Raw genomic sequence first — 14796 nt, 5'->3', positions numbered from 1 at the left:
ATAAAGGGGAAAGGAGCTGTTTTTTCATGCAAAAAAAACACAAGCCCATCCTCCCCTACGATTCCCCGGACGGCCAGCCCTATGAAGAGCTGTATGGCGTGGCCTCCAGTACCGAGTGCACCGGACTCATCCCCAGCGCGCCCCTCGACCCTGCTGAGGTCTCCTCTTATCAGGCGATCTACGACGTGCCGATGAGCAAAAATGCCAAAGCGGCTGACCACGGCCTACAGACCGAACACCGTGCCCACAAATAGTTTTCCGCCCAGTGGGGCGGTACATACTGGTCTTTCTTTACAATCTTCCCCATGCTTTGCTATAATAAGATAAAACGGTAAACTAAGGAAGCAGGAGGAAGCAACAGCATGATGAAATATTTTGACTTTGAAATCTGCGGCGTAAAACGCAAGCTGCCCTATGTAAAAATTGCAGACGATAAGGCGCTGGCCAGCTTTGTGGTCATCTCGGACACGGAACTGGTACAGGCCGTGGCGCCGGAGCTGGTCAAACGGCTTCCCGAGGTGGACTACCTGATGACCGCCGAGGCCAAGGGCATCTGCCTTTGCTATGAGATGAGCCGCCTGCTTGGGATGAAGGAATTCATCGTCGCCCGCAAGTCCCTCAAGCCCTATATGCAGGATGCCCTCTCCCACAAGGCCTGCTCTATCACCACCCAGAAGGAGCAGACCCTGTATCTCAACGGCTGCGACGCCGAGAAGATCCGCGGCAAACGGGTCGCCCTCATCGACGATGTCATCGCCACTGGGGAATCCCTGGCCGCCATTGAGGGCCTGGCGGTAGAGGCAGGCGCCCAGGTGGTCGCCCGCGCCGCCATCCTGGCGGAGCTGGGTGCGGTGAAGCGGGACGACATCATCTTTCTCAAGGAGCATTTTGTCTTTACCCCCCACGAAGACGGCACCTTTACCCCCATCTCGGTGGACTAAGCCGAACATCGTTTCTGCCGGTCTTTGGAGGGATGTTATATAAAAGTTGAAAAAGAAACTCCAAAACCATTAGGTTGTAGTGCAGTCCAATAAGAAATAGAAGCCCCCTTCTTCCTGTGGGAAGAAGGGGGCTTCTCTGCTGTTTTGTCCCCTGTGCAAGAGGACCGGCGAAGCCAAGGCCATCCGCGGCCGCTGTTATTTCCAGAACTCAAACCATTTGCGGGGGACGGTTTTCACTTCGGTGTGGGCCTCCCTCTGGAAGGCGATCTGGGGGCGTTTTTCCTCCGGAGCTACCGGCTGTTTCGGGGCCTTCTGTTCCCGTTGGGGCGCTCCCCGGCGAGCCGGTTTTTTCGCTGGGCGCTGCTGGGGGGCTCCCCCCTGTGCCCTCTCCCTACTAGAGGCAGGTTTCGCCGGGGAATCTTTTTTCTGGGAGGGCAAAGGGGTTTTTCGCTGGGGCGCTTTTTCAGCCGGCTCCACCGCGCTCCCCTCCCTCTGGGGCCGGGCGGGGTGTTCTCCCCGCGACAGATCTTTTTTCTCTAGCTGCCGGGCCGGCTGTTTCACTTTTTTGGGAGCGGCCTTCCCCTGTTGCGGCTCCCGGGCCCTGCGGGGCTGGGGCGGCTGCTTTACCGTGGGCTCGAAGATCTCCATGGGGTAGGGGTGGCCCTCCACCACGGGGATCTGTTTGCGAATCAGTTTTTCAATATCTTTCAGGTTTTCCTTCTCATCAAAGTTGCAGAAGGCGATGGCGGTGCCTCCTGCCCCTGCCCGGCCCGTCCGGCCGATGCGGTGGACGTAGGTCTCCGGCACGTCGGGCAGGTCGTAGTTGAACACGTGGGAGAGCTCGTCGATGTCGATTCCTCGGGCGGCGATGTCGGTGGCGACAAGAACCCGGATCTCCCCTTTCTTAAACCGGGAGAGGGCGGCTTGCCGCGCCCCTTGGGATTTATCCCCATGGATGGCCGCAGCCCCAATCCCCGCCTTTTGCAGCAGTCGGGCTACCCGGTCCGCGCCGTGTTTGGTGCGGGTGAACACCAGAGCCGACGTGATAGCTGGGTCCTGGAGCAGGTGGATCAACAGCTTGGGCTTGTTGGCCTTGTCCACAAAGTAGACCGACTGGTCAATGATCTCCACCGTGGAGGAGACCGGAGTCACCATGACCTTCACCGGATTTTTTAAGATCGTCTCCACCAGTTTGATGATCTCCTGGGGCATGGTTGCGGAAAACAAAAGGGTCTGCCGCTTCTGGGGCAGCTTTCCAATCACCCGCTTCACGTCGTGGATAAAGCCCATATCCAGCATCCGGTCGGCTTCATCCAGCACAAAAATCTCCACCTTGGAGAGGTCGATGTACCCTTGGCCAATCAGATCATTGAGCCGGCCCGGGGTAGCCACCAGAATATCCACCCCCTGTTTGAGTGCTTCCACCTGGGGTACCTGGGATACCCCACCAAAGATGACGGTGGTGCGGATGGGCAGATGCCGGCCATAGCTCTGGAAGCTCTCGCTGATCTGGAGGGCCAGTTCCCGGGTGGGAGTGAGCACCAGGCCCCGGATCGGCCGGATTTTCTCCCGCACCGGCCGCCCATACAGAGTTTGGAGCATGGGGCAGGCAAAGGCACAGGTCTTGCCAGTGCCGGTTTGGGCACAGCCCAATAGGTCGCGCCCTTCCAGCACCGGAGGGATGGCCTTCTCCTGAATGGGGGACGGGGCGGTGTAGCCCTCTTCCGCCAGCGCCTTCAGGATAGGGGCAGCCAAGTTCAGTTGTTCAAATTTCATATAAAGTCCTTTCAAAAAAGGGTAATTTCCCTCTGTGGTTGTTGTTGCAACGCCGGAGCCTTACCGACCGCCGCCGTGGGATTATTGTAGCATGGGCTGGAAAAAAATTCAAGCAAATTGGGGGCATTGCAAGAGATCCGTCCTCAATTCATACTGCCTTCTTGCCGGGTTCCATCCATTAAGGCGTAGATAATCGACAAATATCTACTCAATATAAATGGTCAAAGTGTTAAAATATTCTAAAATTTTTTTCTTTTTGTTGCGATATTGCCAACTTTATATTATAATAAAGTTGTTAGTTTTGAATGTATTGAAAATTGAAATGCAAGGAGGTCCCCCATGAAAAAACGTTTTTTTTCAACCCTTGCCCTTATGCTGACTGCAGCAGTAGCGGCAGGGCTGTTTGCCGGATGCAGCAGCAGCGGCAGCGGCGATAAACAGGTCGTCAACATTCTCTCCGCCAACTATGAAGACCAGATCGCATTGCAGCTGGACTATCTGCGGGAAATTTACCCCGATGCGGAAATCAACATCACCTATATGTCCTCCGGCAAGCTGGCTGCAAAAATCCAGGCGGAGGGAGCCGATTCTGAGGCTGACATCCTCCTCTCCCTCTCCAGCGGCTATGCCAATCAGCTGAAGGACGGCGGCTACCTGCGGTCGTTCACCCCCAAGAGCACTTACAAAGCCGAATACACCGACCCGGACAATGTGATCATCCCCAACGGCGTTTGGTCCGGTGCCATCCTGGTCAACACCCAAGAACTGGAAAAGTTGGGTCTTCCGGAGCCCACCTCCTATGAAGACCTGTTGAACCCTATTTACAAAGGCCACATTGTTATGAGTAACCCCAACACCAGTTCCACCGGCTACTTCTTCCTCCACGGCATTCTGGGCTTGTACGGTGAGGAAAAAGGCTGGGAGTATTTTGACAAACTGAGTGAAAACATCTTCCTGTTCGGTGAATCCGGCTCTACCCCGTCCTCGATGGTCGCCTCGGGCGAAGCCGCCATCGGCCTGGGCATCGATTACGAGGGCCTTCTGCTGCAAAGCGAAGGCAAGCCGGTCAAAGTCCTGTTTGCCTCTGAAGGCGCCCCTTATGACTACGACACCGTTCTGCTGGTCAACAAGAAAGAGGAACCCTCCCAGCTGGTACTGGATGTATTGGACACCATCACCAGTGCCGAGGGCAACGCCGTCTTCAACAACTACAACCTTTCCGTCATCGAAGGCGGGGAAAACCGGGGCGAGTACCCCGAAAACTTCAAGCTCCTGGATATGACTGACATCGCTGACCCGGACTTGAAGGCGGAAAGAGCACAAAAATGGAGTGAGCGGTATGAGTAATGTCTTAGACATCGTCGGTGTAAATAAATATTTTGGGCAGCAGCATGCCCTGAAGGACATCAATTGTTCCATTGAAAAAGGGCAGTTCATCTCCATCCTGGGGCCCAGCGGATGTGGCAAGACCACTCTGCTGCGGGTGATGATGGGGCTGGAATCCCCATCATCCGGCCAAATCCTCCACCACGGCAAGGACATCACCAATCTGCCGCCGGACAAACGGGGTTTCTCCATCGTGTTCCAGGATTACGCCCTGTTCCCCCACATGACCCTATATGACAATATCGCCTACGGCTTAAAGCTGCGCAAAACTTCCCCCGAAGCAATTCGGGGGAAAATTGAGCCCATGCTTAAAATGCTCAAGCTGGAACGGGCCGTCAAGAAGTACCCCTCCCAGCTGTCCGGCGGCATGCAGCAGCGGGCTGCCATCGCCCGGTCACTGGTTCTAGAAAACGACCTCCTTCTTCTCGACGAGCCTTTCTCCGCATTGGACGCCATGGTCAAGGTGGATTTGAGCGAAGAGCTCAAAGAGCTTCAAAAACAGTTCGGCATCACCATGATCATGGTCACCCACGATCAGGAGGAAGCCCTCTCCCTCAGCGACCGGATCATTCTGATGCGGGCGGGGGCCATTGTAGCGGACGACACCCCGGATGGACTGTACGCCAGCAAGGACGATCCCTTTATCCGGTCCTTTGTCATCGACCAGATCGACAAGCGGGCGCGGTATATCTGGGAGCTTAAAGGGGGCGGAGCCTCTTGAAGAACAGTCCCACTACAACCCAGCGCAAACCGTATTTCCTCTTAACCGCACTCATCGCCATCGTGTTGATGAACTTGGTGCTGCCGCTGTTGGCACTGTTGGCAAAATCGGTGGACTACACCCCGTTTTACAAAGGGTTTGCCACCGTCCTCTCCAGCAGCACCACTCGGAGCGCCATCTTCAACTCCCTGAAGGTCACCCTTATCTCCTGCGTGATCTCCATCAGTGCGGCCTTTTTCTTCGCCTATATCGTGGAGTATAAACTCTCCCACAAAATGCGGGTGTTCTTCCGCTTTTTTGCCCTGATGACCATGCTTGTCCCCTCTATTACCCACGGTATTGTCATCGTGTACCTGTTTGGCAAGATGGGCATCTTCACCCGGCTGTTTGGGCTGAACCTTCCCATATACGGCCCTCTGGGCATTGTGATGGGCAGTTTTTTCTATGCGTTCCCCACCGCCTTCTTGGTGCTAAGCCAGGGCTTTGCCAATCTGGACGGCCGCCTTTTTGAAAACGCCGTCATCCTGGGCGCCAAGCCGATGCGCCGGTTCTTTGACGTGGTGTTGCCGGTGATGAAGTATTCGGTGTTCTCTGCCTTCGCCGTGGTTTTCACTATGGTGTTCACCGATTACGGTATCCCCCTGTCAGTGGGTGGTACATACTCCATCCTGCCGCTTCTCTTTTACAAAAACGTCATCGGCATGCTGGATTTTTCCAAGGGCGCCATTTACAGCACCATCATCCTAGTGCCGGCTGCTGTGGTGTACCTGCTGGACATCTGTTATTTCAGCAAAAAGCAAGCCCAATCGGCCCACAACCTGCGCCCGGTGAAATCCGGCCCCTTTCACCCCATCCAGAAGCTGTTCTTCGGGGTAATCTCTTTGATAATCGCCATCCCTATCGTCATTATCATCGCTGCCCCCTTTATCGAGGGATGGCCCTATGACCTGACTTTCACCCTGCGCCATTTCCAGCGGATCATCTCGGTGGGTGCCCTGGGGAAACTGGTGGCCAATTCCATCCTCATCTCCCTGCTGACCGGCCTGGTGGGCACCATCCTAGTGCTGACCGCCAGCTATGTGTATGTGCGGAACAAAGGCGGCCTCCAACCCATGAAAAAGGTCACCCACGGCTTGTATATGACCTCCCTTGCCATCCCCGGCCTGGCCCTCGGCCTCGCCTTTGCCCTGTTTTTCAAGGGGACTGCGCTGTACAATACCATGGCGATTCTTGTCATAGTCAACGTGGTTCACTTCTTTGGTTCGCCATATATGATGGCTATCAGCCATTTTAAACTCTTAAACCCCAACTTGGAATCCATCTGCAAAACTCTGGGAGGCAATTGGTTCAACGTCATTTTCGATGTGATCTTGCCAAACAGCAAACAGGTACTGACCGATGTGTTCATCTACTTTTTCACCAACTCCATGGTGACCATCTCGGCGGTGTCCCTGCTGTACACCTCCAAGTCCATGACTTTGGCGCTGCAGATCACCACTTACAACGACCAAGGCCATTGGGAGAGCGCTGTGGCTGTCTCCCTGGTGATCCTGCTAATCAACACCGCTATGAAGTTGTGGCAGAACTACCGGTTGGAACACGCCCGCCGCCTGGCATTGGAGCAGCCAATGGTGGAGGGATAACCAGCTGCAAGCACAAAACACTAAAAGGCCAGGCCGGAAAATCCGGCCTGGCCTTTTGCTGGGAACACTCAATTCTTCCGGCAGCCGGACCCGCTATTTCTTGGGCATGTCAAACGCCGGATTAAAGGCGTAGAAGTTCTTCGCATCCAGGTGGTCCTGGGCGATGCGGAGCGATTCACCGAACCGCTGAAAATGAACCAGTTCCCGCGCCCGCAGGAATTTTAGGGGATCCCGGACATCTGGGTCGTCCACCAGGCGCAGCAGGTTGTCATAGGTCAAACGGGCTTTTTGCTCTGCGGCCAAGTCCTCGGTCAAATCCGCGATCACATCGCCGGTGGAAGCCAGGGTCTCGGCGCTGAAAGCGGAGCCGGAAGCTGCCTGGGGATACAAACCGGTGGTGTGGTCGGCAAAGTAGACATCAAAGCCGCTCTTCTTGATCTCGTCAGGGGTCAAATTGCGGGTCAGCTGGTATACAATAGCGCTGACCATCTCCATATGGCCCAGTTCTTCGGTGCCGATATCGGTCAGGACCCCTTTGACCTCTCCATAGGGCATAGAATACCGCTGGGAAAGATACCGGGTCGCCGCACCCAATTCACCGTGGGGGCCGCCAAACTGGGAGATGATCACTTTGGCCATAGCGGGGTTGGGCCGCTCGATCTTAACCGGATACTGTAATTTCTTGCTATAACTCCACATACATTCGGTCCTCCCTTACTGTTTTTCCCATGGCCAGGGATCGTCTACCCAGTTCCATCGGTTGCCGCCTTCAAAGTCCCACATATTTAAGGGGCCATATTTTTCGGTGAACTCTTTGGCAGCAGTGCGGCGCATTTCATTGTACTTTTTAAAATAGTCCAATGCCGCTTGGTCGTTGGGGTGGGTATCTAGGTACTCATTGGTTTCCACCAGGATAAAATCGCAAATCTGGACCCGCTTCAGCAGCATTTCACGGTTATCTTCCACGGCTTACGGCCTCCTCTCCCAAAAAGGGCTTATCCAGCTCCGGGAACATTGTCCCGCGGTTGAATCCAACTTCCGGCTCATAGGTGGGACACCATCTCTGGAAGGGGACATAAGCCATCGCCAGCGAAACTTGAGGGGATTCGGTGAAAATCCGATCGCTGGCAGGCGCACAGCCTTGCGGCATGTTGGTAATATCACTCATGGCGATACCTCCTGATTTTGATGGGTTTCTTGGCAGGGTCTTCATCCCCATCATACGGCCCCTTTCACCCCTACGTTCCTTGGAGAGAGGAACTGATTCTTTGCATTTAAAAGGGATTCTCCACAACTGCGCCCCCTGTGGATTGGTTTTCCCCAAATACGGAAAAAAAGAAAATTTTTTGTTCCCTTTTCAGATTCTTCAGAACCCTCTCCCCTCTGAGGTGGATTTGTGCTACAATGGTTGCAAAGCAACCATTAGGGAAGAAATCCCTCTCGGGGCAAAGCCCCTCCCGCCGCAGAGCGGCATCGGGATTTTTCCAGTCCGTGCAGACTTTTTGCTGCAATAGCTGCAAAGCAACCATTGGGGAAGAAATCCCTCTCGATAAGAAGCCCCCACTTCCAAATCGTTCTCGTCAAGTTATTTCGAGGGTGCCCTACAACTGCTGGGATTTTGCCCTTTTTCTAGGAGGAACCATCCATGGATTTTCAGCCCGTCCAAGAAATATTTACCCATGTTATCTCCGGCCAGACCTTGAAAAAAATGGTATTCAGCCGCCCACGGGATCGGGCTATCCTCCGGTTGGAGGTCCATCTTTTCGCCCAAAACGGGGAGCCCATGGTCCAGCTGACCCGCTACCCAGCGGACAACAAGGCCCTGCATCAAAACCTTCCCCCAGAGGAGGCACCCGCCCTCCTCTGCGGGGAGTTGGAACAAAATTTCCGCCAGTGCAACATTCTCACCACCGGCGGGGATTGCGAGGTGAAGGTGGGGAAAAAGAGCCTTCTCATCCACAACAACATTCGGGAAGCCGGCCCTGCCCCCCTCCAGGAACACAACCGGGACAAAACCCGCTTCCTGCCTGACAACAAGCCCATCCCTTTTTTGCAGGAGCTGGGCATCATGGACCGGGAAGGAAGGGTCATCCCCCGGATGCGGGATAAATTCAAGCAGATCAACCGGTTTTTGGAGCTGATCGACGATGTGGCCGGCAGCCTTCCCACTGGCCGGCCTCTGGAAATTGTGGACCTGTGCTGCGGCAAAAGCTACCTCACCTTTGCAGTGCACCATTATTTCTCGGTCATCAAGCACAGGGAGGTCCACGTCACCGGGGTGGATTTAAAAGCGGATGTCATCGCCCGCTGCAACGCTGTGGCGGAAAACCTGGGCCTCCATGGCCTGACCTTTTTGCAGGGGGATATCCTCCAGTACAACCCGGACTTCCCAGTGGATATGGTTATCAGCCTCCACGCCTGCAACACCGCCACCGACATCGTGCTGGCGGGCGCGGTGCGGTGGGGCTGTAAGATCATCCTCTCCTCCCCCTGTTGCCACCACGAATTGGCAGAGCAGCTGGAGTGCCCCGACCTCTCCTTCCTCACCGGTTACCCCATCCTGCGGCAGCGTCTGTGTGAGCTCTCCACCGACGCCCTGCGCAGCCGCCTGCTGGAGGCCCTGGGGTATGAGGTGCAGATCGTGGAATTCATCGACCCAGAGAACACCCCCAAAAATCTGATGATCCGGGCCGTCAAAGGAAAGAAGCCCCTCCCCCAGAAGGAGCGTTCCCGCCGCCTGGCCGAGTACGATGCCGTCTGCCGGTGGCTTCACGTTTCCCCCACCCTGCGCAAGCTGATCCAGGTGGAAGAGTAGGGCCGTTTATATTTTGGAAAAATTTGGCGAATCAATTGACATCCCGTTACCTCTGTGGTATTATTATAAAATAGTATATGAATAGCAACCCTGAAAACGAGGATGTTCATTCCTCGTTTTTTTGTTGAGTGAATTTTGAAAGAGGTTTTTCATGACAGAATCCCAGTTTTCCTCCCTCGGCATCTCGGACGAGATCGTCCGCGCCATCACCGAAATGGGCTTTGAAGCCCCCACTGAAATCCAAGAAAAGAGCATCCCCTTAGTTCTGGCCGGGCGGGATGTCATCGGCCGCTCCCACACCGGTACCGGCAAGACCGCTGCCTTCGGCATCCCTGCTGTGGAACGGATCGACCCAGAGGAAGAGCATGTCCAGGTGCTGGTTCTCTCCCCCACCCGGGAACTGGCCATGCAGTCCTGCCAGGAGATCCGCAAGTTCTCCAAATACAAGCCGGGCATCAAAGCGGTGCCAGTCTATGGCGGCCAGCCCATTGAGAAACAGCTGTTCCTGCTCAAAAAAGGCGCCAACATCGTCATCGGCACCCCCGGCCGGGTCATGGACCACATGCGCCGGCGCACCCTCAAGCTGGATCATCTCAAAATGATCATCCTGGATGAGGCCGATGAAATGCTCAACATGGGCTTCCGGGAGGATATCGAGACCATCCTCAAAGACATCCCCCAGGAGCGGCAGACGGTGCTGTTCTCCGCCACCATGCCCCCGGCCATTCTGGCCATCACCCGGGAATTCCAGACCGACCCGGAGATGGTGGAGATCCGCAAGGACACCCGCACCATCGATACGGTGGAGCAGACCGCCTACAACGTGCCCCAGGGCCGAAAAATGGACGCCCTGCGCCTCCTGCTGGAATTTCATCAGCCCGCCCTTTCCATCATCTTCTGCAACACCAAAAGCATGGTGGAACAGCTGGGCGAGTACCTGAACAACGCCGGTATCGGTTGTGAAGTCCTCCACGGGGATATGAAGCAGTCGGCCCGAACTCAGGTCATGGACCGGTTCAAGTCCCGCCGGGTCTCCATCCTCATCGCCACCGACGTGGCCGCCCGAGGCATCGACGTAGACGATGTGGACGCTGTATTCAACTTTGACATCCCCCAAAATGCGGAGTATTACATCCACCGCATCGGCCGGACCGGCCGGGCAGGTAAAAACGGCCGGGCTTTCACCATCTTCAGCGGACGCAAGCAGATGTACGAGCTGTTTGACATCCAGAAGGTCACTGGGGCAAAGATCCCGGTGATGAAGGTCCCCACCCCGGAATCCATCTTGGAGAGCCGCTCTACCCAGTTCCTCAGCCGGATCAAAGAGGTGATGGACACCGCCGACCTCTCCTCTTACCTGGAGCAGGCGGAAGCCCTATGTGCCAGCGGCTACACCCCAGAGCAGGTGGCCGCCGCCGCCCTCTCCATGGTTTTGGAAAAGGAGCGCCCCGACATCGAGGCGGTCAACGACATTGTGGTCTCCGACCGCCCCCGCCGGGATTCCAGCTTTATGGCCCGGCTGCACCTTTCCGCAGGCCGCCAGCAGGGCATGGCCCCCAACTACATCGTTGGAGCCATGGTGGAGCGCACCAACCTGGAGGGCCACCAGATCGGAAAAATTGAGATCCACGACACCTACACCACCGTGGAAGTCCCCCAGGATAGCCGGGACGAAGCCATCCAAAGCCTGAATGGATGCAAGATTAACGGCCGCAAGGTGGCGGTCCGGCTGTATGAAGACCGCGGCCCCCGCCGTCCCTACGGCGATCGGGGCGGGTTCTCCGGAGAAAAGCGGTATGACCGCCTGCCCCGCAAATCTAGCCGGGACGGAGGCTGGAAAAAGAAATATTCCAGCGAAGATTAAATACAAAATCCCCAGGGCCGAAGCCTCGGGGATTTTTGTTTGTTGCAAGGCGGGGATCCAGGGCCATTTCTTACAATTTCCAGGCTTTTTGGAAAATTCCTGGAAATTCTGCCTTTCAAGCAGTATACTTGACACAAGATTGTCAAATTGTTTATTTAAGGATAAGGAGTTGGTTTTGTGTCAATTTTAGCGTTGGAAGAGCATGAGTGCACAGTCTATGAAACCAAAGGGGATTGGTGGGCGGACAGCATCCTGGGCAAGCAGCAGCTCCCCGGAATCTTTGAAGTGACCAACAAACGGTTTGCCTTCCGGGGAAAGACCCTGCTTGGCACGGCCAAAGAAAATGGGCTGGAATTCGACCTGTCGGACCTGGCTTCGGTGGAAAAGTGCAACATCGGCAATGGCATTGTCAAAATCATCCCTACTGGATTAAGGCTGACCATGCGGGATGGCGGCCAATATGTGGTCTCCATACTCAAGCGGGACAAACTGTTGGAGATATTGGAAAACGCAATCCGCTAAGGGCAGAAAAATAAGAGGGCGGTCAACCCAGCTGGGTTGACCGCCCTCTTGTTTTTCCATATTTAAGCAAGCCCCAGGAGCCTCGCGCCAGTAGCCACAGTAAAGCATACGGCGATGCCGGTCAGGGTGGGAAGAAGAAACGCTACAGCCGTCCACTTCCAACTCCCTGTCTCCTTGCGGATAGTCCAGCAGGTAGTGCCGCAGGGGAAGTGCATCAGCGAAAACAACATGGTGCACAGGGCAGTCACCCAGGTCCAGCCGTGGTCGATCAGCAGGCTGTGCAGCTGGGCCAAATCCCCCAGTTCCAACAAGGAACCAGTGGAGAGGTAGGCCATGATGATGATGGGGATTACAATCTCATTGGCTGGGAAGCCCAGCAGAAAGGCGATGAGAATCACCCCATCCAACCCGATCAACCGGGCGAAGGGGTCCAGAAACCCGGCACAGAGGGCGAGAAGGCTCTCCCCACCCCAAGTCAGGTTGGCCATTAGCCAGATGATCACGCCGGCCGGCAAGGCCACTGCCACTGCCCGCCCCAGTACAAACAAGGTGCGGTCGAAAACGGAGCGGATAATCACCTGCCCGATCTGGGGGCGGCGGTAGGGGGGCATCTCCAGCACAAAGGAGGATGGCATCCCCTTGAGGACGGTTTTGGACAGCAATTTTGATATTATTAGAGTTAAAAATACACTTAGTATAATGAGCCCTACCAGAAGGAGGGCGCTCCACAGGGAATGCAGCCCCCCTGATCCGGCAAAAAACATGGTGATAATTGCAATCAGCGTCGGGAACCGGCCGTTGCAGGGGACAAAATTGTTGGTCAAAATGGCGATAAGCCGCTCCCGGGGGGACTCGATGATCCGGCAGCCGATCACCCCACAGGCATTGCATCCGAATCCCATACAAGTAGTAAGCGCCTGCTTTCCATGGGCGCCTGCTTTTTTAAAACAGCGGTCCAGGTTAAAGGCGATTCGCGGCAGGTAACCGGAATCCTCCAGCAGGGTAAACATGGGGAAGAAGATGGCCATGGGCGGCAGCATCACCGAGATCACCCACCCCAAAGTGCGCAGGATTCCCTCAGTCAGCAGGCTGTGCAGCCAAGCCGGGGTGCCGATTTCCAGCAGCCAGGCGGAAGCTGCCCCCTCCAACCAGCCAAACAGAGAGGAGAGCCATTGGCTAGGCAGGTTGGCCCCGGCGATAGTCAGGTAGAACACCACCCCCAGCAGAAGCAGCATCACCGGGATGCCGGTGGCCTTGGAGGTCAAAAACCGGTCGATGGCCCGGTCCCGGGGGCCGTAGCCTGGTTTTTCCTCCCGGATGGAGAAGTGGCTGATGGTTTCTGCCCGCTGGATTAAGCTCTGGGTGATTCGGTCGATAAGCCCTTCCCGGTCGATATCTCCCCCGCCAAGGCATTTCTTTGCCTCTTCCAGGGCTTTTTTCACTTCGAGGTCCCCCCGCAGGTCAAATCCCAGGCGGGCTTGGGCGGCGGCCAACAGCTTCTCCTCTCCATCCAGGAGGCGCAGGGCAAGCCACCGGCTGTCAATGGCGTCCTGGACCTTAGCGACCGCTGGCTCCAGCAGGGAGATGGCTTCTTCCAACTGGGGGCCGTAGTCCACCTTGACCCGATATGTCTTTTTCTCCCTGAAGGCGATGGCTTCCACCTGATCCATCAACTCCTCCAGCCCTTTCCCGGACCGGGCGCTGGTGGCCACCACCGGCACCCCCAACTGGAGGGAGAGTTCCTCCAAGTCCACCTGGATTCCCTTCTTCTCCGCCTCATCCATCAGGTTGAGGCAGACCACCACCCGCTGGGTGATCTCCAGGGTTTGGAGCACCAGGTTGAGGTTCCGTTCCAAACAGGTGGCGTCCACCACCACCACAGCGGCATCCGCACAGCCGAAGCAGAGGAAATCCCGGGCTACCTCCTCCTCCACCGAGCTGGCCAGGAGGGAATATGTCCCCGGCAGATCCACCAAAATGTAATCTTTCCCCTTGTGGCGGCAGGCACCCTGGGCATTGGCAACCGTCTTGCCCGGCCAGTTGCCAGTGTGCTGGTTCAAGCCGGTCAAGGCGTTAAAGACTGTGCTTTTCCCCACGTTGGGGTTTCCGGCCAGGGCGATCACCCGCTGGTTCTCCCCCTTTTCGATGCAGAGGGTATCCCCCAGCACCGCCGCCCCGGTGGATTGATTGGTTAAACCCATTGCGATCCTCCCCCTTATGGTTCTGGGACGAGCAGCACCCGCCCCGCATCTTCATCCCGCAGGGCGATCAGCGCCCCCCGCACCAGATACGCCACCGGATCCCCAGCCGGGCTCTTGTGAACCGCCTCCACCTGGGTGCCTTCCACAAGGCCAAGGTCCAGCATCCGCCTTCGCTGTATGCCGGCGGCGGTCAATTCTGCCACCCGGCCCCGCTGGCCAATGGCCAACAGGTTCATTGTCATAGGTTCTGGTATCATTGCAACAAACGCCTCGATTCTTTCATTTGCTGTAGGGAGAGACAGTCCCCTACCCTACTAGGCTATGCTGGGGGCGGTTAACCTGCCAATGAAGGCCGGTCCGGTTGACAAAGGGCACAGGGCAGGGTATCATGAAACAAACCAAAAAATTGCATTATGCAGGGAAAAGGAGCTGAACTGGGATGAAACTGACCGAAGAAACTTTTTTAGCACAGCGCAAGGAGGTATTCTTCCAGCAGCCAGCTGGGGCCATCGATTTGCAAAACGCCTTCGATTGGCAGAAATCCCTGCCTGCAAGCAAACAATTTTCCACCGTTCTTGCACGGGCGGTGGAAAAGGGCCGTGTGCTGACCCAGCCCCGTGGCGGCGTGGTCCTCCCCGAGGAACAGATCGCCCTGATGAAGTGCCAGGTGCGGGAAGGCCAGGCGGACCTCCTCACCGCCATCACCGACAGCGCCACCAACAAGGGGGATCTATCTGCCGCCCAGCGGCTCGTTGAGGACTCCCGGCGGCTGGGCCATTCCGCCCAGGAGGGGTTCCCGGTCACTGCCCATGGGGTTTCGGGCTGCCGCCAGGTGATGGAAGGGGTGGAGCGCCCGGTCCAGCTGCGCCACCGGTGCGTGGATGCCCGCCTGCTGGTGGAGACGGCGCTGGCCGCCGGGTTCACCTC

The 14796-nt window shown here is 56.4% G+C and carries 14 protein-coding genes and 1 pseudogene; 9 read left to right on the top strand and 6 right to left on the bottom strand.

Going from position 1 to position 14796, the window contains the following annotated elements; translation table 11 throughout:
* Positions 1-26 precede the first annotated feature (26 nt).
* Entirely contained in the window at positions 27-254 is a 228-nt protein-coding gene (locus tag BQ5353_RS08875; RefSeq protein WP_071427929.1) for a hypothetical protein, read from the top strand.
* Between the two features lie 108 nt (positions 255-362).
* Complete coding sequence (locus BQ5353_RS08870; RefSeq protein ID WP_054331515.1) at positions 363-941, top strand: type I phosphoribosyltransferase; 579 nt, start codon at positions 363-365, stop codon at positions 939-941.
* A 195-nt stretch (positions 942-1136) separates the two neighbouring features.
* Here the strand turns inward: BQ5353_RS08870 and BQ5353_RS08865 are convergent, their stop codons facing one another.
* Positions 1137-2717 (bottom strand): DEAD/DEAH box helicase, encoded by a 1581-nt coding sequence (locus BQ5353_RS08865; protein ID WP_083386462.1) that lies wholly within the window; start codon positions 2715-2717, stop codon positions 1137-1139.
* Between the two features lie 339 nt (positions 2718-3056).
* Between BQ5353_RS08865 and BQ5353_RS08860 the strand changes: the two genes are divergently transcribed.
* Genes BQ5353_RS08860 through BQ5353_RS08850 form a run of 3 tightly spaced genes read left to right on the top strand, consistent with a single transcriptional unit; the run spans position 3057 to position 6467 of the window.
* Entirely contained in the window at positions 3057-4064 is a 1008-nt protein-coding gene (locus BQ5353_RS08860) for an extracellular solute-binding protein (RefSeq protein ID WP_071427927.1), read from the top strand.
* Positions 4057-4824, top strand: a complete 768-nt coding sequence (locus BQ5353_RS08855) for an ABC transporter ATP-binding protein (protein ID WP_071427924.1) — start codon at positions 4057-4059, stop codon at positions 4822-4824. The genes BQ5353_RS08860 and BQ5353_RS08855 overlap by 8 nt, the downstream gene beginning before the upstream one ends.
* The gene (locus BQ5353_RS08850) at positions 4821-6467 is read left to right on the top strand and encodes an ABC transporter permease subunit (RefSeq protein WP_071427922.1); all 1647 of its coding nucleotides are present in this window, start codon (positions 4821-4823) and stop codon (positions 6465-6467) included. The genes BQ5353_RS08855 and BQ5353_RS08850 overlap by 4 nt, the downstream gene beginning before the upstream one ends.
* A gap of 93 nt (positions 6468-6560) precedes the next feature.
* Here the strand turns inward: BQ5353_RS08850 and BQ5353_RS08845 are convergent, their stop codons facing one another.
* The 3 genes from BQ5353_RS08845 to BQ5353_RS08835 are packed head-to-tail and all read right to left on the bottom strand — an operon-like array spanning position 6561 to position 7635.
* The gene (locus tag BQ5353_RS08845) at positions 6561-7166 is read right to left on the bottom strand and encodes a manganese catalase family protein (protein WP_054331507.1); all 606 of its coding nucleotides are present in this window, start codon (positions 7164-7166) and stop codon (positions 6561-6563) included.
* Between the two features lie 15 nt (positions 7167-7181).
* Positions 7182-7433, bottom strand: a complete 252-nt coding sequence (locus BQ5353_RS08840) for a spore coat protein CotJB (RefSeq protein ID WP_082398578.1) — start codon at positions 7431-7433, stop codon at positions 7182-7184.
* Positions 7423-7635: a spore coat associated protein CotJA gene (locus tag BQ5353_RS08835; protein ID WP_231358114.1), complete on the bottom strand. Its 213-nt coding sequence runs from the start codon at positions 7633-7635 to the stop codon at positions 7423-7425. Before BQ5353_RS08835 ends, BQ5353_RS08840 begins: the two co-directional genes overlap by 11 nt.
* A gap of 477 nt (positions 7636-8112) precedes the next feature.
* On the opposite strand from BQ5353_RS08835, the gene BQ5353_RS08825 reads away from it, so the two are divergent.
* The 3 genes from BQ5353_RS08825 (at position 8113) to BQ5353_RS08815 (ending at position 11668) form a co-directional block, all read left to right on the top strand.
* The gene (locus BQ5353_RS08825) at positions 8113-9282 is read left to right on the top strand and encodes a class I SAM-dependent methyltransferase (RefSeq protein ID WP_054331506.1); all 1170 of its coding nucleotides are present in this window, start codon (positions 8113-8115) and stop codon (positions 9280-9282) included.
* Positions 9283-9433: 151 nt separating this feature from the next.
* Positions 9434-11146 carry a DEAD/DEAH box helicase gene (locus BQ5353_RS08820; RefSeq protein WP_071427918.1) on the top strand — a complete coding sequence of 571 codons (1713 nt, stop codon included), beginning with the start codon at positions 9434-9436 and terminating at the stop codon, positions 11144-11146.
* 177 nt (positions 11147-11323) lie between these two features.
* Complete coding sequence (locus tag BQ5353_RS08815; RefSeq protein ID WP_143117205.1) at positions 11324-11668, top strand: hypothetical protein; 345 nt, start codon at positions 11324-11326, stop codon at positions 11666-11668.
* 62 nt (positions 11669-11730) lie between these two features.
* On the opposite strand, the gene feoB is transcribed toward BQ5353_RS08815, so the two are convergent.
* Positions 11731-13869, bottom strand: a complete 2139-nt coding sequence (gene feoB, locus BQ5353_RS08810) for a ferrous iron transport protein B (protein ID WP_071427916.1) — start codon at positions 13867-13869, stop codon at positions 11731-11733.
* Positions 13870-13883: 14 nt separating this feature from the next.
* Positions 13884-14111 (bottom strand): FeoA family protein, encoded by a 228-nt coding sequence (locus tag BQ5353_RS08805; RefSeq protein WP_231358065.1) that lies wholly within the window; start codon positions 14109-14111, stop codon positions 13884-13886.
* 197 nt (positions 14112-14308) lie between these two features.
* Here BQ5353_RS08805 and BQ5353_RS08800 point away from each other — a divergent pair.
* Positions 14309-14796 (top strand): annotated as a pseudogene (locus BQ5353_RS08800) (methylaspartate mutase subunit E); the annotation flags it as partial.

The sequence above is a fragment of the Merdimmobilis hominis genome (assembly GCF_900104615.1).
Taxonomy (GTDB): domain Bacteria; phylum Bacillota; class Clostridia; order Oscillospirales; family Ruminococcaceae; genus Merdimmobilis; species Merdimmobilis hominis.
Note: the sequence above shows the minus strand (reverse complement) of the source record. Positions and strands in the feature narration are given on the sequence as shown.

Bases quoted from the DNA above. Each gene is read 5' to 3' on its own strand.
- BQ5353_RS08875 (WP_071427929.1), top strand. From the start codon at position 27: ATGCAAAAAAAACACAAGCCCATCCTCCCCTACGATTCCCCGGACGGC.
- BQ5353_RS08870 (WP_054331515.1), top strand. From the start codon at position 363: ATGATGAAATATTTTGACTTTGAAATCTGCGGCGTAAAACGCAAGCTG.
- BQ5353_RS08865 (WP_083386462.1), bottom strand. From the start codon at position 2,717: ATGAAATTTGAACAACTGAACTTGGCTGCCCCTATCCTGAAGGCGCTG.
- BQ5353_RS08860 (WP_071427927.1), top strand. From the start codon at position 3,057: ATGAAAAAACGTTTTTTTTCAACCCTTGCCCTTATGCTGACTGCAGCA.
- BQ5353_RS08855 (WP_071427924.1), top strand. From the start codon at position 4,057: ATGAGTAATGTCTTAGACATCGTCGGTGTAAATAAATATTTTGGGCAG.
- BQ5353_RS08845 (WP_054331507.1), bottom strand. From the start codon at position 7,166: ATGTGGAGTTATAGCAAGAAATTACAGTATCCGGTTAAGATCGAGCGG.
- BQ5353_RS08835 (WP_231358114.1), bottom strand. From the start codon at position 7,635: ATGAGTGATATTACCAACATGCCGCAAGGCTGTGCGCCTGCCAGCGAT.
- BQ5353_RS08825 (WP_054331506.1), top strand. From the start codon at position 8,113: ATGGATTTTCAGCCCGTCCAAGAAATATTTACCCATGTTATCTCCGGC.
- BQ5353_RS08820 (WP_071427918.1), top strand. From the start codon at position 9,434: ATGACAGAATCCCAGTTTTCCTCCCTCGGCATCTCGGACGAGATCGTC.
- feoB (WP_071427916.1), bottom strand. From the start codon at position 13,869: ATGGGTTTAACCAATCAATCCACCGGGGCGGCGGTGCTGGGGGATACC.
- BQ5353_RS08805 (WP_231358065.1), bottom strand. From the start codon at position 14,111: ATGACAATGAACCTGTTGGCCATTGGCCAGCGGGGCCGGGTGGCAGAA.